General features: G+C 40.8%; 16 protein-coding genes. 12 read left to right on the forward strand and 4 right to left on the reverse strand.

From position 1 onward, the window contains the following. Nucleotides 1-83 precede the first annotated feature (83 nt). The 9 genes from FTU02_RS11660 (at nt 84) to FTU02_RS11700 (ending at nt 9,646) form a co-directional block, all read left to right on the forward strand. Entirely contained in the window at nt 84-716 is a 633-nt protein-coding gene (locus FTU02_RS11660) for an OmpA family protein (RefSeq protein ID WP_078193108.1), read from the forward strand. A 137-nt stretch (nt 717-853) separates the two neighbouring features. Further along, entirely contained in the window at nt 854-2,893 is a 2,040-nt protein-coding gene (locus FTU02_RS11665; protein WP_180157232.1) for a UvrD-helicase domain-containing protein, read from the forward strand. Between the two features lie 64 nt (nt 2,894-2,957). Further along, nucleotides 2,958-3,410 (forward strand): dUTP diphosphatase, encoded by a 453-nt coding sequence (dut, locus tag FTU02_RS11670; protein WP_180157234.1) that lies wholly within the window; start codon nt 2,958-2,960, stop codon nt 3,408-3,410. A 564-nt stretch (nt 3,411-3,974) separates the two neighbouring features. Continuing rightward, nucleotides 3,975-5,399 (forward strand): phosphomannomutase/phosphoglucomutase, encoded by a 1,425-nt coding sequence (locus tag FTU02_RS11675; RefSeq protein WP_180157236.1) that lies wholly within the window; start codon nt 3,975-3,977, stop codon nt 5,397-5,399. A 10-nt stretch (nt 5,400-5,409) separates the two neighbouring features. After that, nucleotides 5,410-6,318 carry an acetylglutamate kinase gene (gene argB / locus FTU02_RS11680; protein WP_078190033.1) on the forward strand — a complete coding sequence of 303 codons (909 nt, stop codon included), beginning with the start codon at nt 5,410-5,412 and terminating at the stop codon, nt 6,316-6,318. A 209-nt stretch (nt 6,319-6,527) separates the two neighbouring features. Then, the gene (locus FTU02_RS11685; RefSeq protein WP_180157260.1) at nt 6,528-7,376 is read left to right on the forward strand and encodes a class II glutamine amidotransferase; all 849 of its coding nucleotides are present in this window, start codon (nt 6,528-6,530) and stop codon (nt 7,374-7,376) included. A 263-nt stretch (nt 7,377-7,639) separates the two neighbouring features. Beyond that, nucleotides 7,640-8,095, forward strand: a complete 456-nt coding sequence (locus FTU02_RS11690; RefSeq protein ID WP_078190032.1) for a bacteriohemerythrin — start codon at nt 7,640-7,642, stop codon at nt 8,093-8,095. A 142-nt stretch (nt 8,096-8,237) separates the two neighbouring features. Further along, complete coding sequence (locus FTU02_RS11695) at nt 8,238-9,320, forward strand: hypothetical protein (protein ID WP_180157238.1); 1,083 nt, start codon at nt 8,238-8,240, stop codon at nt 9,318-9,320. Beyond that, nucleotides 9,320-9,646: an RnfH family protein gene (locus FTU02_RS11700; protein ID WP_180077386.1), complete on the forward strand. Its 327-nt coding sequence runs from the start codon at nt 9,320-9,322 to the stop codon at nt 9,644-9,646. Before FTU02_RS11695 ends, FTU02_RS11700 begins: the two co-directional genes overlap by 1 nt. 43 nt (nt 9,647-9,689) lie before the next feature. On the opposite strand, the gene FTU02_RS11705 is transcribed toward FTU02_RS11700, so the two are convergent. Continuing rightward, nucleotides 9,690-10,088 (reverse strand): outer membrane protein assembly factor BamE, encoded by a 399-nt coding sequence (locus FTU02_RS11705; protein ID WP_078193102.1) that lies wholly within the window; start codon nt 10,086-10,088, stop codon nt 9,690-9,692. Nucleotides 10,089-10,200: 112 nt separating this feature from the next. Here FTU02_RS11705 and fur point away from each other — a divergent pair, with 112 nt between their 5' ends. Next, nucleotides 10,201-10,638 carry a ferric iron uptake transcriptional regulator gene (gene fur / locus FTU02_RS11710; protein WP_078193101.1) on the forward strand — a complete coding sequence of 146 codons (438 nt, stop codon included), beginning with the start codon at nt 10,201-10,203 and terminating at the stop codon, nt 10,636-10,638. A gap of 79 nt (nt 10,639-10,717) precedes the next feature. Here the strand turns inward: fur and FTU02_RS11715 are convergent, their stop codons facing one another. Together FTU02_RS11715 and FTU02_RS11720 are read right to left on the reverse strand one after the other, a co-directional pair. Beyond that, nucleotides 10,718-11,839 (reverse strand): PilT/PilU family type 4a pilus ATPase, encoded by a 1,122-nt coding sequence (locus FTU02_RS11715; RefSeq protein WP_168379063.1) that lies wholly within the window; start codon nt 11,837-11,839, stop codon nt 10,718-10,720. Nucleotides 11,840-11,866: 27 nt separating this feature from the next. Then, nucleotides 11,867-12,904: a type IV pilus twitching motility protein PilT gene (locus tag FTU02_RS11720; protein WP_078190026.1), complete on the reverse strand. Its 1,038-nt coding sequence runs from the start codon at nt 12,902-12,904 to the stop codon at nt 11,867-11,869. 125 nt (nt 12,905-13,029) lie between these two features. Here FTU02_RS11720 and FTU02_RS11725 point away from each other — a divergent pair, with 125 nt between their 5' ends. Both FTU02_RS11725 and FTU02_RS11730 read left to right on the forward strand, forming a co-directional pair. Further along, nucleotides 13,030-13,716 carry a YggS family pyridoxal phosphate-dependent enzyme gene (locus FTU02_RS11725; protein WP_180157240.1) on the forward strand — a complete coding sequence of 229 codons (687 nt, stop codon included), beginning with the start codon at nt 13,030-13,032 and terminating at the stop codon, nt 13,714-13,716. A gap of 193 nt (nt 13,717-13,909) precedes the next feature. Continuing rightward, nucleotides 13,910-14,710, forward strand: a complete 801-nt coding sequence (locus FTU02_RS11730; protein ID WP_180157242.1) for a thioesterase family protein — start codon at nt 13,910-13,912, stop codon at nt 14,708-14,710. A gap of 48 nt (nt 14,711-14,758) precedes the next feature. Here the strand turns inward: FTU02_RS11730 and FTU02_RS11735 are convergent, their stop codons facing one another. Further along, a complete protein-coding gene (locus FTU02_RS11735) occupies nt 14,759-18,370 on the reverse strand; it encodes an AAA family ATPase (RefSeq protein WP_180157244.1) in 3,612 nt (1,203 codons plus the stop codon). Nucleotides 18,371-18,378: the final 8 nt, after the last annotated feature.

Raw genomic sequence — 18,378 nt, forward strand, 5'->3', positions numbered from 1 at the left:
ATTAACAAAAAATCAATGGTTCAGCCATTTGTTTTACTTCATCATTTCAACCATACAACAAAACACAAAGAAGGAGGCATGCAATGCGTGCACTAGTAATTTCGGCAGTAGTTGGGGCAATGGCACTTACTGGTTGTCAAAACATGGAATATGACAAAGCAGCAATCGGTACTGGTCTAGGTGCTCTTTTAGGCGCTGGTATTGCTTATTCTAATGCTGATAAAGACAAAATGGGTCAAGCAGCTGCAATTGGTGCTGTAGTTGGTGGTGGTGCAGGTCTTCTTCTTGATAAGAAAGAAAAACGTCTTAAACAAGAATTGGCTGGTACTGGTGTTGACGTAGGTCGTAATCCAGATGGTTCGATCAACCTTGTTATGCCATCAGTAACTTTCGCAACTAACTCTTCAACTATTCAATCTCAGTTCCAATCTGCGTTGAATGACGTTGCTAAAGTATTGCGTGAAGACGGTACTGCAAACAAACTTGCAATCGTTGTACACGGTCACACAGACAACACTGGTACTGATGCGATCAACAACCCACTTTCTCAGAACCGTGCAAACTCAGTGAAAAACTACCTAGCGTCTCAAGGTATTTCTTCAACTCGTATTACTGCACGTGGTTACGGTTCAACTTCTCCAGTAGCGGATAACTCAACTGCTGCAGGTCGTGAACAAAACCGTCGCGTAGAAATCTCAGTTTACGAAACTAAATAAGTTTTAGTTCGAAACGAAAGGCCACCCTCGGGTGGCTTTTTTTATGGCATTTTTAATGACCGATAAAATACATTTTGCATTAGGCAAGATCGTTTCAGATGACTATAATCATCCTCGAATTAATAAGAGGAAAGACTATGTCACTGGCAAGTCAGTTGAACGACAAGCAACTTGAAGCAATGAAATACACTCAAGGACCCTTGTTAGTACTTGCAGGGGCAGGTTCAGGCAAAACATCGGTGATTACCCGTAAAATTGCCTATTTGGTGAAGCATTGTGGTATTCCTGCGCACCGTATCACCGCGATGACCTTTACCAACAAAGCTGCGCGTGAAATGAAAGAGCGTGTGACGAAGCTGATGAGCCGTGAAGAGGCAAAAGGGCTGTCGGTTTCTACATTCCATAACTTCGGGCTAAACATGCTCCGTTTGGAATTAAAAAATACACCACTGAAAAATAACTTTTCAATTTTAGATGCAGATGACTGCAAACGCATTTTGATGGACTTAATGCATCGCGACAATTTATCCGGTGCAGAAAGTAAAGAGCTGATTGCCAAAGCCATGAAAATGATTTCAGATTGGAAAAACGATCTGATTCCACCTGAGCAAGCGCATACCACCTGTGAAACAGCAGAAGACGTTCAGTTTGTACATCTGTATCAACTGTATGAGCGTAATTTACGTGCCTACAATGCTGTGGATTTTGATGATTTGATTGTCATGCCGACGCGCTTATTACAAGAAAATGCAGAAGTGCGTGATCGTTGGCAGAATCGAATCCGCTATTTATTGGTCGACGAATATCAAGATACCAACACCGCGCAATATATTTTGGTGAAATTACTCGTGGGTGTCATGGGACAGTTCACCGCGGTAGGTGATGATGACCAATCGATTTATGCATGGCGTGGTGCTAAGCCTGAGAATATGGCTTTATTGAAGGAAGATTTCCGTAATCTGAAAGTGATTAAGCTTGAGCAAAACTATCGCTCGACCAGTCGTATTTTAAAAGCTGCCAATACAGTTATTGGCAATAACCCACATATTTTCGATAAAAAGCTTTGGTCAGATAAAGGCCATGGTGAAGTGATCCGCGTGATTACTTGTCGTAATGACGATGATGAATCAGAACGCGTCGTAAAAGACTTGATTACGCACAAACTGATGAACGGTAAAAATTGGAAAGACTACGCCATTTTATACCGTGGTAATTTCCAAGCGCGTGCTCTAGAGACACAGCTACGCCAAATGCAGATCCCGTATAAATTATCGGGTGGTCAGTCTTTCTTCGCTCGTGCTGAAATTAAGGACTTGATGAGCTACTTACGTTTGATCATCAACCCTGAAGATGACAGTGCATTTTTACGAATTATTAATACGCCAAAACGTGCGATTGGTCCTGTGACTTTGGAAAAGCTTGGCTTATTTGCGCAGGAAAGTAATTTATCCTTACTCAGTGCAGCAGGTGACCAGCGCTTAAGCATGGCGATTCCGAAAAAAGCCACAACCCAATTGGCCGAATTTGCGGACTTTATTTCGACCTTTACTCGTGAATTATTAGAAGATGATGAACCTGTTCCGATCATTCGTCGCATGATGATTGAAGCAGGTTATATCGACTATGTTAAAGAATCTGCAGCTACACCTGCGCAGGAAAAAACCAAACTGGATAATATTGAAGTGCTATATAGCAGTATTCAAAGTTTGATAAACCGCGCTGAAGATGTAGATGAAAAGAACATTGAAAGTGTGATTCGTAAAATGGTGCTGCTCGATATGTTAGAACAGCAACAAGAAGAAGAAGACACCGATAAAGTCAATTTGTTAACACTTCATGCGTCGAAAGGTCTGGAATTTCCATTCGTTTATTTGATTGGTCTGGAAGAAGAAATTCTACCGCATAAAAACTCCATTGCTGCCGACACGGTTGAGGAAGAACGTCGACTGATGTATGTGGGGATTACTCGTGCACGTCAAGGTTTAACCATGACTCTTGCAGAGCAGCGTAAAGCCGGTGGTCAAATGCGACAAATGACACCAAGCCGTTTCTTGGACGAACTGCCACAAGATGAATTGGAGTGGTTAGGGCGCAAGAAAAAGCTGGCAGGGGATATCGATCCTAAACAGCAAGCACAGCATTATTTAGAAAATTTACGTGCGCTGATTAAGCGTTAAAGCTTAAAGCGTAGAATATATTATTTATTTTTTGAAATTCGTTTTATTGAAACAGGAATGAACCATGAAAGTTCAAGTTAAAGTTCTCGACACACGTTTAGGTACGGAATGGCCAATGCCAACTTATGCAACAGCAGGTTCAGCAGGTCTTGATCTACGTGCATGTGTAGAAGAAACCACCGTGATTGAACCGGGTCAAACTGTTATGGTAAAAACAGGCCTATCGATTTATATCGAAGATACGCAATATGCAGGTTTAATTCTGCCACGTTCAGGCTTAGGTCATAAACACGGAATCGTGTTGGGTAACTTGGTCGGTTTAATTGATTCTGACTACCAAGGTGAATTGATGGTATCTGTTTGGAACCGTAGCCAAACGGCATTTAGCCTAGAGCCGGGTGAGCGTTTAGCACAATATGTTTTAGTGCCAGTTGTACAAGCTCAGTTTGATATTGTAGATGAGTTTGAAGCCACTGAACGAGGAGCTGGCGGTTTTGGTCATACAGGTAAAAACTAATCAGCGCAAGACTTTTGCTCCAGTGTGTTGACAAGTAAATGCCTACAATCAAGTAGCTAATAAAAAACCATCCTCGTGATGGTTTTTATTTATATCATTTTATTTAAATTTTAATTTATTCAAATTCAAATCTATATTTAGAGTATTTTTGATCTTATCAGGATTTTTAATTCTGATGAGTTTACTTGGTTTATATTTTAGGGGGTGAGGGTAAAGAATAATTAGAATTTTGTGTATTGGTTTAAATTTGATCGATTTACTATATTTATACACATTTGAATAAATAATCAAAAATATTTGAAAAGTAAAATATTTAAGACTAAATGATAAATTGATATTTTTATTAACGTAAGATGTTGATTTAATTATTAAAAATAAATTATTGGATAAATGCGAGTGTAATTTTTAGATCAGTATTTAAATATTATTAATTGATTGTTAACTAAATTTGTTATAAAAAAAGCTACACTTTTTTTCAGGATTTTATCCTTTAATTAAAAGCTTAAATTCTCAATAGAATTTTAGATTTTTTAATTAATAAAGATGTAATTAGAAGAACATAGTATGGGTTCACTGTTTAGTCACTTTCCGCAACATATTTTTCGTGCATATGACATTCGCGGGAAAATATCGCTCTTAAATGCTGATTTAGTTCAGTCAATTGCTTGTGGCTTAGTTAAACAATATTTAGATGTAGGGCAAAAGAGACTTGCTATTGGCTATGATGCGCGTTTAACCAGTCCAACCTATGCAAAAATAATTCAAAAAGTCTGCCATGAGGCTGGCCTTGAAGCGGAAATTATTGGCTGCTGCTCAAGCCCGATGTTGTATTTTATTGCGGGACAATTTCAAGGCAATGGCATTATGGTGACGGCGAGCCATAATCCAAAATCAGATAATGGTATCAAGTGGATTATCAAAGGTGAGCCACCTTGTCCAGAGATGATTCAACACGTTGCAGTCGAAGCACGAAATTGTTTTTCATCGGAACGTGTGCATTTGATGATTGAACTTGAGCCACACGAAATCAAGCCTGAATATTGTTTGGCCTATCAGAAATTTATTTTAGATGACATTCATTTACAGCAACCACTTAAAGTTGTGATCGATGGCATGCATGGTTCAGCTGGGCATTGTGCAGCCTTATTATTAAATAAATTAGGCTGTGAAGTTTTGGCATTACGTTGCCAAGCTGATGGACATTTCCCTGATCATGCTCCAGATCCATCACAGCTCAAACATTTAACCCATCTCCGCCAAGCCATACAGCTACAAAAAGCCGATATTGGCATTGCTTTAGATGGTGATGGTGATCGTTTAGTGTTGATTGATGAATCTGGCAAAGTGGTTTCTGCAGATCGACTATTGTGTTTATTTGCTGAAATTTGTTTGACTCAAAAACCACATGCAGAAGTGGTATTTGATGTGAAATGTTCAACGATGATTCGCGATACTGTGTGTGATCTAGAAGCACAGCCTGTGATGATTCGAACAGGTAGTAGTTTCTTGCGAAAATATATTTCCCAATCTAAAGGCAAAGCGGTTTTTGGTGGTGAATACGCAGGGCATTATGTTTTTAATGATGGTCGTGGTGGTGGCTATGACGATGGTCTATATGCTGCTTTAAGGGTCTTAGAATATATTCAAGCTCAGGGACTGACATTGTCACAAGCTTTGGCGAAATATCCAGAGCGCTTTAGTACCGAAGATTTATATGTCAGTACGCATCAGCATGATCCAGCGGAAGTTTTAAAGCAAGTTGAAGCCAATTCTGCGCGAATTCCAGCACAAATCAGTAAAATTGATGGAATACGCCTTGATTTTGATGATGGATTTGGCATCATTCGAGCATCGAATACAGGTGAGTATTTCACTTTACGCTTTGATGCCAATTCATCAGCACGCTTAAAAGAAATACGAGATCTGTTTGTTTCTATGTTAGTTGAGCACTATCCAGACATTGCTCATGACATTCCAGATGCTCAATAAGGAGAGGCAAATGCCACATCAACATACTGGCATCGACAAAGCACAAATCCTGACGGAAGCTTTGCCGTATATTCAACGTTTTGCGGGTAAGACGCTGGTAGTGAAGTATGGTGGTAATGCCATGACCGATCCTGAGCTTGAGAGCTCATTTGCACGTGATATCGTGCTGCTGAAAACGGTTGGTTTAAACCCGATTGTGGTGCATGGCGGTGGTCCACAAGTCGATTCATTCCTCAAACAATTAGGCCGTGAGTCTGATCGTATCGACGGTATGCGCGTGACTGATCCTGCAACGATGGAAGTTGTCGAGATGGTCTTGGGCGGCAGCGTGAACAAATCGATTGTGAACTTAATCAATAAACACGGTGGCCGTGCGATTGGTTTAACCGGTAAAGATGGTAATTTGATCCGTGCGCAAAAATTATTGATGGAAAAAACTGCCGAAGATGGTTCAGTAAAACAGATTGATTTAGGTCTAGTTGGCGAAGTGGTTGGTGTGAAAACTGACGTACTTGAAATGTTTACCCAAAGCGATTTTATTCCTGTGATTGCACCATTAGGTGTAGACGAAGACGGCAATACCTATAACATCAATGCTGACTTGGTTGCAGGTAAAGTGGCGGAAGCATTGGGTGCGGAAAAGCTAATTCTATTGACCAATATCACGGGTGTTTTAGACGAAAATAAAAATCTGTTGACTGGGTTAACAACCCAAGAAGTCGATCGTTTGATTGAAACTGGCGTGATTTACGGCGGCATGATTCCGAAAGTTGGCTGTGCATTAGATGCAGTCAAAGGTGGCGTAATCAGCGCGCATATTGTTGATGGTCGTGTACCTCATGCAACATTACTTGAAATCTTTACGGATCATGGTGTGGGTACATTAATCACCAATCGAACCAATGTGAAAAAAGCTTAAGATACTTAGCATTTTTTGATATAAAAAAGCCTCTTTTGAGGCTTTTTTATTATTTATCAGTTGGCTAAGTGAGATTTGTATAGATCAAATAAAGTATTTGCCCTGTTGGATTATAAAAACTCTTATAATGGCGCCTATTTTAGATTTACAACAACTAAAACTGTCATGCACAATAGAGAAATCATAGATTTACTGCTGAAATGATCAATATGTGCCAGCTGCTCGGAATGAATTGTGCGACTCCCACCGATATTACTTTTTCGTTTCGGGGATTTTCGCAGCGAGCAGGAATTACCTCAGATCATTGTGATGGCTTTGGTATCGCTTTTTTTGAAGATAAAGCATGTCGTTTATTTGTCGACAATCAATCTGCTGTAGAGTCTCCGATTGCTGAGCTGATCCGAAACTACCCGATTAAATCTCGCAATGTGATTGCACACATTCGTAAAGCGACGCAAGGCAAAATTAATCTTGAAAACTCACATCCATTTAGTCGTGAATTGTGGGGCAGACAGTGGATTTTTGCGCATAATGGCGACCTGCATGGCTTTCAGCCTGAGCTCACAGGGCGCTTCAGCCCCGTCGGCAATACCGACAGTGAATTGGCCTTTTGCTATTTGCTCGAGCAAATGGTGAAACGTTTTGGTTATAGCGAACCTACACTCGATCAGGTGTTTGATCTGTTATTAGAAATTTCTCCTAAAATTGCAGAACATGGCACCTTTAATTTTTGTTTGTCGAATGGGCAGGCGCTATTTAGTTATGCGATTACCAAGCTGCATTGGCTGGTTCGAGAGTTTCCATTTCAGCCTGCACAGTTGATTGATATTGATGTTGAAGTCGATTTTAGTGAAGTCACTACGCCTGAAGACCGTGTTGCCGTGATTACCACTGAACCCTTAACGCAAAATGAAGTTTGGACAGCATTTGAGCCGGGTGAAATGATTTTATTTCAATATGGTCGTCCAATACGTGCTGCAAAGACGGTTGTTGAACGTTTAGAACGTGAGCGGCTGGACCCATCTTTAAAACGTGTCACACGTGCAGATCAGTATTAATTTTGAATGAAAGATATTCATTATAAAAATGAATATCTTACACTTTATTGCATTAAGGGTGGTTTCTAAGATATTGAATTGATTAAAAAATATCTTAGCTTTATGCTCGGGATTAAATAAATTAACATAATAAAAACAATTGATTACATTATAAATGGCAGTATTTCAATTAAAACCAACCTTTTTACTTCATTTTTATTTAAGTCCTTTAATTATATGATGAAATTTACGTGATAAGTCCTTCATATTTATAGGTGGTCGTAATGAAAATGAAATGGGTTCCAGAATACAATACTGGTATCGATGTGATTGACGATCAACACAAACGGATTCTTGACTACATCAATGAAATTGATGGCATTGACGCAAATACAGATCGTGATCGTGTAAAACAAATTCTGGAAAACATTATTGATTACACGCAATCACATTTTACCTTCGAAGAATCTTTACAAGAAGAAGCGGGTTATAAATATCGTGTGCCACATAAACGCGTACATGATTTATTTATTAAAAAAATTGAATCTTACCGCGACCGTTTTGAAATGGGGCATGCGATTGAAAATGAATTACATGAAGTGCTTTCAAAATGGCTGATTAACCATATTCAGCACGATGATGCTGATTATGTCGGTGCTGTTAAAGAAAATATGATGGGTATCATCAAAGAAAAAGAAAAGAAAAAAGGCAAAAATTGGTTTGCACGTTTCTTTTCATAACCTCAGAAAAGGAAATAAAAACAATTAAATTATAATAATATCATTTGCGCAGCAAATCACCTTTAAGGTGATTTGCTTTTTGTTTTTGATTTTCAAGGCACAGCAAGGCAAAATAGCGCTAGAATTTTCAAAGGAATTTGTCATGCAGGACAATGCGATGTCGAAATGGTTATCGCCACTGATGGCGTTCTGTTTATCTTTTATCATTATTGCAACTTTAGCACCGGTAACAGGTATTCAAATTGAACGTCAGCTAGATTTCTGGCTGTTGTGGCTAGGTACAATGCTTATTTTAGCTTTACCGCTATGTTATTTGGAAATTGCTTTAGCAAAACGTTCAAAAATTACAGCAGTTCAAGCACTGTCTTCGCTAACACGTGATGCGGATGCTTCACCCAAATGGCGTATAGTCGGTTGGCTTGCCGTAGTATTTATTCCATTTTTAGCAGGTGCCATGCTTTCAGCCGCGTCGCAATATGTGGCAATTTTTACAGCTAATGGTTTTGCCTATAGCATTATTTTGGCTGTCCTTGCGGTCATTGCATTTGCATTGTCGTTTGTACCACGCCAATTTTTAGTGATTTTGACCGCTATTGGTGTGATTGCTGCAGTAGTCTTAGCGAATGTTATGGGAACTGCCTTACCAGAGTGGAAAATGACTGCGCTCGAATTTAGTGAGTGGGGCAATGCAACCGTCTTGGCGCTCGTAGCAAGTGGTTTGGGGATGGGCTTGTACTGGCAGTCAAGTTTGCCAGCTGTGAAGCAACAAGAGATTGCAAGCAAAACGGTATTTCCAATTTGGATCGCTCAACTTTTGGCAGTGGTTGCTTTTGCCTTTTTCGCAGCAAAAGCACAAGTACCTGCTTTAGCACTGGTTGTGGGTTTAGTCGCAGCTTCAGCATTTCTGATTCAAATGGCACGTGAACAATTACAACAACGCCAATTGGCCGTAGTGGTGCAATGGGCGATTTTATTGGTTGCGGTTTTTGTATGGGCACTGAGCACAGTTGTTCCAGTATTTAATATTGCCTTGTTGATTTGGGGCTTAATTATTTGTCTGATTTATGCGATTTTCGCAGGTTGGATTATGAAGATTAGTCATCTACGTAAGTCAATGAACTTCAGTCATGAAACCTTTTATAATATTTGGCGTATTGCCGTACGTATCGTAGTGCCCTTGTCAATAATATTGGCATTGGTGGCTGTGATTGGGCAGTTATTCTAATGACAGCTCAGTTACAAGTATGGGTCGCTTATGCGAGCGTGGAACAGCAGATATTAATTCCGCTGAGCTTTAATCCCGGTATGACGGTTGAAGATGCTATTGTGCAAAGTGGCATTCGAAAACAAGTGGATTTACCAGAAGTATTAACACTAGGAATCTTCGGGGCGCGTGTAAGCGATTCATCTCAGTTACTTGAAGCAGGTGATCGCGTCGAAATCTATCGTGCATTAACCATTAATCCGAAAGATATTCGTCGTAATCGCGCCAAGAAAAATCCCGTCGGCCGTTATTGTCGAGGCAATCGTTTCAAGCAATTGTACTTATAAAAAAAACCCCTAAATTTAGGGGTTTATTTTTATCTTAAAGCGACTATAGTGGTGGCGCAGTTAAAATCGCTTCTTTAGAACCTGGTAAGCCCGGTTGAGACTCTGGAATGGTTTCTAAGCCTTCAATTTTTTGAACGATACCGTTTTGGTCAAAGAAGATTTTTAAGTGTTGACCATGTGCAGCAGGAATCTTGGCTTTTTTAGCATATGTTCCTGGGGTATACTTATAAATGTAGTCCCAACGTAACGGATTCATTGGATCGGCAACAGTTGGACTACCTAGCAAAAAGCGAACTTGTTGGTGGCTCATTCCCACTTGAATTTTAGCCGCTTGTGCTTGAGTTAAAGGTGTACCTTGTGGAATATCAACTTTATAAACGCCCAAGGTTGAACAGCCTACGAGCAATGAAGTGACGAATAACGTCAGCATGATTTTTTGCATTTTGCTAAACTATCCCAAATTAATTATGATGCATTTGATCCAAGGATAGATCATACTGCATCTACACTTTGTTGCATATTCCAACTTTAATTTTGTTGAGAGACCTTTTTTCATGCCTATTTCAAATCAAGATTTACGTAAAGCTGGACTTAAAGTTACACTTCCACGAATTAAAATATTGGAATTGCTTGAAAATTCAAGACAACATCACTTAAGCGCAGAAGATATTTATAAGACTTTACTTGAACAGGGTGAAGATGTGGGTTTAGCAACTGTGTATCGCGTGTTAACACAGTTTGAAGCTGCAGGTATTATTCAACGCCATCATTTTGAAAACAATCATTCTGTTTTTGAGATTATGCAAGAAGATCACCATGACCATATTGTGTGTCAAAACTGCAATAAAGTGGTGGAATTTACTAATGATGTGATTGAGCATGAGCAACATCAAGTGGCAGAAAAATTTGGTTTCCAACTTACAGGTCACTCATTAAATCTTTATGGCTATTGTGATGCGCCTGAATGCCAAGAAGCATATCGTAAAAAATAATCCGATACGGATGAGAATGAATAAAAAAACAGACTTCATGTGAAGTCTGTTTTTTATTTCCGAAAGCGTTTAAGCAAAATTAATGTTGACCATCAAAGGTAATATTTGAATTTGCACGCAGTAAATGCTCACCGCCTTCTTCAGACAATTTAATCTGTAGACGCAGGTCATTCGGTGAATCGGCATGTTTTAGCGCATCTTTGTAGCTAATTTGCTTGGCTTTATAAAGGTCATATAAGGCTTGGTCAAAGGTTTGCATACCTAGTTCACGAGAACGCTTCATCAGGTCTTTAATTTCATGCACTTCACCCTTACGGATTAAGTCTGAAATTAAAGGTGAGTTGATCAAAATCTCAATGGCAGCACGACGTGAATTACCATCAATGGTTGGAATCAATTGCTGCGCAACCATTGCTTTTAAATTCAAAGACAAGTCCATGAACAGCTGACTATGACGATCCGCTTCAAAGAAGTGAATGATACGGTCGATGGCCTGGTTGGCGTTGTTGGCATGCAGAGTAGCAAAAACCAAGTGACCCGTTTCAGCAAAGGCAATCGCATAGTCCATGGTTTCTCGTGAACGAATCTCACCAATCAGAATCACGTCAGGTGCCTGACGTAGCGTATTTTTTAAGGCAACTTCGAAAGAGTCGGTATCAATACCCACTTCACGTTGGGTAATGATACAGCCTCGGTGTTGGTGTACAAATTCAATCGGGTCTTCAATCGTAATGATATGACCTTTGCTATTTTCATTACGATAGCCAATCAAAGATGCCAAAGAGGTTGATTTACCTGTACCCGTTGCACCTACGAAAATGATAATGCCACGCTTGGTCATCGCTAATTCTTTTAAAATGGGTGGTAATTTCAACTCATCCATCGTTGGAATAACGGTTTCGATACGACGCAGCACCATACCTGGCTGGTCACGTTGTTGAAAGGCGCTGACACGAAAACGAGCAGATTTACTGGTATTACTAATGGCAAAGTTACATTCGCGCGTATCGGCAAATTCCTTACGCTGTTTGTCAGACATAATCGAATGTAAGATTTGACCGACAGTCGGGCCTGGTAACTTAGTCGAGCCAATTGGCAAAATTTGCCCATTGATCTTAATCGAGGGTTCAACATCGGCTGTAATAAACAAATCCGATGCTTTTTTCTCCACCATATAATCAAGTAAGCCGTTAAAATCCATAACGATCGCCCCAGAAAAATAAAAAAATTACAAGAAAGATTCGGGTTGTTTCGCTGCAGTCCGTGCAGTTTGCGTACTAATAATGCCTTTTGCGACAAGGTTTTTTAAGCTTTGATCGAGTGTGGTCATACCGTAGTTGGCACCGGTTTGAATCGCAGAATACATTTGTGCGACTTTGTTTTCACGAATCAAGTTACGGATCGCAGGAATACCAATCATAATTTCATGGGCAGCCACACGACCACCGCCATTTTTCTTGAGTAGGGTTTGTGAAATTACGGCTTGAAGTGATTCGGATAACATTGCACGAACCATATCTTTTTCTTCAGCAGGGAATACGTCAATCACACGGTCAATGGTTTTTGCGGCAGAGGTTGTATGTAGTGTACCGAAGACCAAGTGACCGGTTTCAGCAGCTGTCAGTGCCAAACGAATGGTTTCAAGGTCACGCATCTCACCGACTAAGATAATATCCGGGTCTTCACGCAGTGCGGAACGAAGTGCTTCGTTAAAGCCGTGCGTATCACGGTGTACTTCACGTTGGTTGACCAAGCATTTTTTTGATTCGTGTACAAATTCGATCGGGTCTTCGACCGTTAAAATATGGTCATAACGGTTGTCGTTAATGTAATCAACCATCGCAGCAAGCGTGGTTGATTTACCCGAACCTGTTGGACCGGTCACCAATACGATGCCACGTGGATATTCACAAATATCTTTGAAGATTTGGCCCATGCCAAGATCTTCAATGGTTAGTACTTTTGAAGGAATGGTACGGAATACGGCACCAGCACCACGGTTTTGGTTAAATGCGTTCACACGGAAACGAGCCACGCCAGGTACTTCAAATGAAAAGTCAGTTTCTAATTTTTCTTCGTAATCACGACGCTGTTTATCGTTCATGATGTCGTAAACCAATTTGTGCACTTCTTTGTGTTCAAGAGCAGGAAGGTTGATACGACGAACTTCACCATCCACACGAATCATTGGTGGCATACCAGAAGATAAATGTAAATCCGAAGCGTTATTTTTGGCAGCAAAGGCCAATAGTTCTGTAATGTCCATAAAATCCCCGAGATAAAAATTAAATCTTAATTATTTTGATAGAATAATAAGGCTTTCCCACAGCTTAACCAACACTTAGTTGCAGGGCAATGCAAAAAAAGATGAATGAAATGAGAACCCCGTCAATGAATAAACTTCAAGAAGCACGAAATCAAGTCTTGCAGCAAATTGAGCAGGCTTGCCAACTTGTGGGTCGACCACAGCAGTCGGTTGAATTGTTGGCTGTATCTAAGACGCATCCTGCTAAAATACTAAGAGAAATGTATACAACGGGGCAACGCTCATTTGGTGAAAATTATCTGCAAGAAGCGCTTGAAAAAATAGAGGCTTTGGCAGATTTAGAGATTGAATGGCATTTCATTGGTCATGTACAGCGCAATAAAACAAAACATTTGGCTTCAAACTTTGCTTGGGTGCATGGGGTAGACCGTTTGATTATTGCGGAGCGTTTATCAAGCCAGCGAGAAGCGACTCAACCGCCTTTGAATATTTGCCTACAAGTCAATATTGATGCGCAAGATACGAAGGATGGCTGTCAGCCGAATGAAGTAGCAGATTTGGTCGCTCAGATTTCTACGCTACCGAATTTATGCTTACGTGGACTGATGGTGATTCCTGCTCCAAACAATCCGCAAGCGTTTGCTGATGCCAAAATGCTCTTTGAACACGTCAAAGCACAGCATGCGAAACCTGAAGATTGGGATACATTAAGTATGGGGATGTCAGGCGATATGACTGATGCTATTGCTGCGGGTTCAACGATGGTTCGCGTGGGGACAGCATTGTTTGGCGCACGTGATTATTCAAAATAGGACAGAAGATTCAGCCTGCTTTCAAAAACTAGGCTTATAAAGTGTAAGCACAGCAGATAAATTTTCACAATAGATGAAACCTATGGGTTCAAAGTGAGCCTTTTAATTTGAACTTTCCATTAAAGTTGAGTACAAAATAATCAGGATGTTTTTGATATTGAAGTAATTCACACTTGGACAAATAGGGAAGTTCATGACGGCATATTATCAGTTGATTCAACGCGACGTAGATGCGCAAGGCTGTGTCACGGCACATTACCATTCGACCAATTTAGCACAAGGTGCATGGAATGCACATGAGCAACACATGGCACCAGCTACAGGCATTATTTGTGCTGAATTAGACCGTTTTTCACCACGTCATGATATGCGTATCGGGCGCATTAGCCTCGATATTTTGGGCTTAATTCCTGCTGGCGAGTTTGAAATAATCACGCAAGTGATTCGTCCGGGAAAAACCATTGAACTGATTGAATCTGAAATGCGGGCTCAGGGCAAAACCTGCATTCTGGCACGCACTTGGCGCATGATGACGCAAAATAGCCAGTCCGTGAAAGGTTTGGAGGATGCTGATGTGACTGGGCCAGAAACTGCGCCGATTTGGGACGGTATCCGTCAGTGGCCGGGGGGATATATTCAGTCGATTGAAGCAAGAAGCCATGGGCGCCGTGCAGGTCAAGGCATTGTGTGGCTGAGAACACAGCATGACATGGTTGAAGGTGAGCCGACTGCTGATTTTGTCCGTTTAATGGGCATGGTTGATACCGCCAATGGTATTGTTCCGCGTCAGGATTGGCCATTTGGCTGGGGCTTTCCAAATCTGGATCTACAAATCCATTTGCACCGTTTACCACAGGGACAGTGGTTAGGTCTGGAAACCGTGCAGCAGTATGGAGCGGATGGTGTTGGTTTGAGTAGTTCTGTATTGCATGATGTCCATGGCCCATTTGGGCGTAGTGAACAGATTTTAACGCTACGTCCACTCGGGACGTAATGATCTAGAGAATCAAAAATTATAAAGCCTGCTTTAAGCAGGCTTTTTTTAAGATACGACTTGAATGGTACTTGCACCAGCACCGACAGGTTTGACTTGAATCTGTACTGGAATCCGTTCATGTATTTCATGTACATGCGAGATCAAGACAACTTTACGACCCTGACTTTGTAAGTGATCGAGTGCATTCATCACCATATGTAAGGAGGCAGGGTCAAGCGTACCAAAACCTTCATCAATAAACAGTGATTCGAGCTTCATGGAGCCTGACGCCATATTGGCAATCGCTAAAGCCAGCGCTAAAGATACCAAGAAAGTTTCACCACCAGATAGGGAGAGGACAGGGCGGACTTCGCTGTTCATATCGAGGTCGATAATCGCTAGACTTAAACTGTCAGGAATACGATGTAATTGATAGCGCTGTGAAAGAGGCTGTAATTGTTGGTTAGCATATTCCACCAAGATATCCAAATGATGCTCTTGGGCGATTTTCTTAAATTTCGTGCCTTCTTTGTGCCCGATTAAGTCGTAGATGCGACCCCAACGATATTCTTCAGTTTTGATTTGCTCAATCTGTGATTGATATTTGGCGTAGTTACTTTGATTATTAGCATTCATACGCAGTTGCGCATCAGCTTCGTTAAACGCATTTTGCTGCTGCGCTTTCTCCAATGCCAATGTCATCAGTTTGCTTTGTAGCTCTTCAAAGCTGAGTTCAGGCTGTTGTTTGAGATGCTTTTGATATTGTTCTTCAAGCGTTTGCCATGAAGTCTTGGCAGTATCCAATGTGTACTGATGATTCAATAAGTTGTGACGGATGTCTTGGTGCTGGTCATGGTCAATCGTCAAACATTGTTCAATAAGACTTGGATAGAAATCAGGATGCGTTTCTTGCCATGTTGCAATGTGTTGGCTTGCCTGCTGAAGCTGTTGTGTATTTAAGCTGATTTGACTATTTAAATTTTGCTGTTTTAAAAGCAATTGCTGTAATACGTCTTCAGAGCCTTTGAGCTGCTGACGTATTTCAGTAATTGCGTGTTGTAATTGCTGCTGTTCTCGATCAAGCGTTGCTTGCCATTCGCTGACATACTGATACTGACGACCTGCATAGTTTTCGGTCAGAGTATTGAGTTGTTCACGTAAGTGTTTACCAGCGCTAGAAATCTCTGCCAATTGATCTAATTTTTCCTGAGATTGTTTTTGTAAAAATTCAAGTTTTAATTGCTGTTGATTCTGTTCAGCCTGCAACTGCTCACACTGTTTTTGTTGCTCATTGATTAGCGTTAATAATTGCTGACGTTGTTGTAATTCCTGCAAGATCTGTTGAGCATAATGAAGTGGATGCGCCTGCCAATGCTGTTGCTGCATGTTATTAAGTTGCTGAGTAATAGGTTCGATCAGGTATTCGAGTTGTTGTCGCTGTTGTAAACCATATTGTAGTTGTTCAGCTTGTCGCTGTGTTGAACGCCATGTTTGGAGGGTGTGTTGATCTTGCTGTAAATCATCAAGCAGTTGTTGCGTTGTTTGCGTTGATTGCGCTAAAGCCACTTGAATCTGTTGTAAAAGATCAGCAGAAGATTGCTGTGTATCAAAGTCCAAGTGCTGTGATCGTAGTTCATTGTCAAACTTATGCTTCTGCACGCTGATGCTTTGTGAGAGTTCATCGATTTGACGCTGTTGTTGCTGCGTCGTTGCTTCGATTTTTGAAGATTGTATTTCTAATTGATTCAGCTGTTTGCACAGATGCTCGTGATCTTTTTTGGCTTGCTGTAATTGTTGGTCTTGCAATTGTTCCAAAGCATGCTTCAGCAAATCTTTATGTTCCACAAAGGGATGCGCATGGCTACCACAGACCATACAGGCTTCATTCGGTTTAAGTTGGTCACGTAAATCTTGCACACTCTGATGTTGCAGCAAACGCTGCTGTTCGAACATTTGCTCGAGTTGTTGCAGAGACGTTTGGCTAAGTTGTACGTGTTGCTGCTGTGTAATGGTCTGCTGTTTTAAATCCGCTGCAATTTTTGCATCGGCTTGTAATTGTCGTTGCAATTGCTGACATTGTTGCTCGTGCTGTGAGAGGTGTGTGGCTTGTTGTTCAAGACGTTCCAAAATGCGAGTAGCTTGATCTTGCTGCTGCAATGTTTGCTGAGTTTGCTGCGTTTTTTTCTCAAGTAAGGCAATGTCTTGGTATTGCGCTGACCATGACTGCATACGTTGTTTGAGGTCAGTGTATTGTTGTTGCAAGCTCTCTACTGACTGTTGCAATAATTCAGGTTGTTTGCTGTTCAAAGCTTGATATTGCTGTACATAATCATCTAGACGTTGTGCTGTAGTGGCAATTGTTGCATCAAAAATCGCCCATTGCTGTTGTTGCTGGAGTTGTTGTTCGAGTTGTTGCTTGCGTTGCAGCGCTTGATTTAAGTTTGCTTGCTGCTGAGCGCATTGTTGCTCAAGGGGTTGAACGTGGTGATGGGCAAATTGTTGTTGCTCAAGCTTAACACTCTGATGTTGCTTAATTTTGCTTTGAATGTCGTGATCGAGTTGATACGCAATTTCTAATTGCGGTTTAAGCTGTTCGAGGTGTGTTTGCCATAATTGCGCATTTTGCTCAGCTTGATGTAATTGCTGTAGTGCTTGTTCGTGTTGCGATTGAGCCTGTTGTAACTGCGGCTGAAAATCTCTCAGTGCTTGTGTCAATTGATTAAGTTGCAGTTGAGCAGCATTTTGTCTCTCATACTGTGCACGAATCGGCTGAAATGAATCCAATTGTGCTAATAATTTTTTTTGTGGTTGCAGTTTTAGATCAGCGTCCACTTGAACATCATAGACTTCTTTTTTCGCTTGAACACTTGCATATAGCTCATGTTTATCTTTGTGCCATTTCAGATCATTTTCGAGCAATTTTTCGGATTGTGCTAAATGATGTAAGGCAAGTTTTATGGCGTGATGTTGTTGATTGAGCGTGGCGAGTTCATCTTCCGATAAAATCTCTAAATGTCCAATATGTTTTTCCAAGTCGGCACGTTGCTGTTTGATTTCACTATATTTATCTGCTGATTTTTTACTCACTTCGCTAAAAATTTGCGAATTCGTGAGATATTCCAACAAGTCGGCACGTTCATGATCTTTGGCTTTTAAAAATGCCCCAACCTCAGATTGTGCCAATAATACCGCACGAGTAAATTGTTCAAAACTTAAACCAATCAGCTTTTCGATCAGTGGAGTGACTTCAGAGATTTTTTGCGTCAGGGTCGTACCGTCATCAAGGCAGATGACAGCGCGGTCAACTTTGAGATTACCATCGATTTTTTTACGCGCACGGCTAATGTCCCAACGCGCTTGGTAGCGTTTGCCATCCAGGGCAATAAATTCGAGTTCAGCAAAACCTGAAGTCGTCCCACGGCGCAAAATATTTTTGGAATCTTTAATGGAAATATCTTTACCACCAACATCGCGAATACTGCCCGCAGCGCCACGCAGACGAGGTACTTCGTCATAGAGGGCTAAACACATGGCATCGAGTAGCGTGGATTTACCTGCACCTGTTTTTCCCGTAATCGCAATTAAACCTGCTTGAGATAATGGACTATTTTCAAAATGGATATGTTGTTCACCCGCCAAAGATGCCAAGTTGTTTAAACTGAGTCGTAAAATTTTCATGGCATATC

Origin of the sequence: Acinetobacter sp. YH12045, from assembly GCF_013419925.1 — a bacterium.
Classification (GTDB): Bacteria; Pseudomonadota; Gammaproteobacteria; order Pseudomonadales; family Moraxellaceae; genus Acinetobacter; species Acinetobacter amyesii.

Coding starts and splice junctions, on each gene's coding strand:
- FTU02_RS11660 (WP_078193108.1), top strand. CDS start 84: ATGCGTGCACTAGTAATTTCGGCAGTAGTTGGGGCAATGGCACTTACT.
- FTU02_RS11665 (WP_180157232.1), top strand. CDS start 854: ATGTCACTGGCAAGTCAGTTGAACGACAAGCAACTTGAAGCAATGAAA.
- dut (WP_180157234.1), top strand. CDS start 2,958: ATGAAAGTTCAAGTTAAAGTTCTCGACACACGTTTAGGTACGGAATGG.
- FTU02_RS11675 (WP_180157236.1), top strand. CDS start 3,975: ATGGGTTCACTGTTTAGTCACTTTCCGCAACATATTTTTCGTGCATAT.
- argB (WP_078190033.1), top strand. CDS start 5,410: ATGCCACATCAACATACTGGCATCGACAAAGCACAAATCCTGACGGAA.
- FTU02_RS11685 (WP_180157260.1), top strand. CDS start 6,528: ATGTGCCAGCTGCTCGGAATGAATTGTGCGACTCCCACCGATATTACT.
- FTU02_RS11690 (WP_078190032.1), top strand. CDS start 7,640: ATGAAAATGAAATGGGTTCCAGAATACAATACTGGTATCGATGTGATT.
- FTU02_RS11695 (WP_180157238.1), top strand. CDS start 8,238: ATGCAGGACAATGCGATGTCGAAATGGTTATCGCCACTGATGGCGTTC.
- FTU02_RS11700 (WP_180077386.1), top strand. CDS start 9,320: ATGACAGCTCAGTTACAAGTATGGGTCGCTTATGCGAGCGTGGAACAG.
- FTU02_RS11705 (WP_078193102.1), bottom strand. CDS start 10,088: ATGCAAAAAATCATGCTGACGTTATTCGTCACTTCATTGCTCGTAGGC.
- fur (WP_078193101.1), top strand. CDS start 10,201: ATGCCTATTTCAAATCAAGATTTACGTAAAGCTGGACTTAAAGTTACA.
- FTU02_RS11715 (WP_168379063.1), bottom strand. CDS start 11,839: ATGGATTTTAACGGCTTACTTGATTATATGGTGGAGAAAAAAGCATCG.
- FTU02_RS11720 (WP_078190026.1), bottom strand. CDS start 12,904: ATGGACATTACAGAACTATTGGCCTTTGCTGCCAAAAATAACGCTTCG.
- FTU02_RS11725 (WP_180157240.1), top strand. CDS start 13,030: ATGAATAAACTTCAAGAAGCACGAAATCAAGTCTTGCAGCAAATTGAG.
- FTU02_RS11730 (WP_180157242.1), top strand. CDS start 13,910: ATGACGGCATATTATCAGTTGATTCAACGCGACGTAGATGCGCAAGGC.
- FTU02_RS11735 (WP_180157244.1), bottom strand. CDS start 18,370: ATGAAAATTTTACGACTCAGTTTAAACAACTTGGCATCTTTGGCGGGT.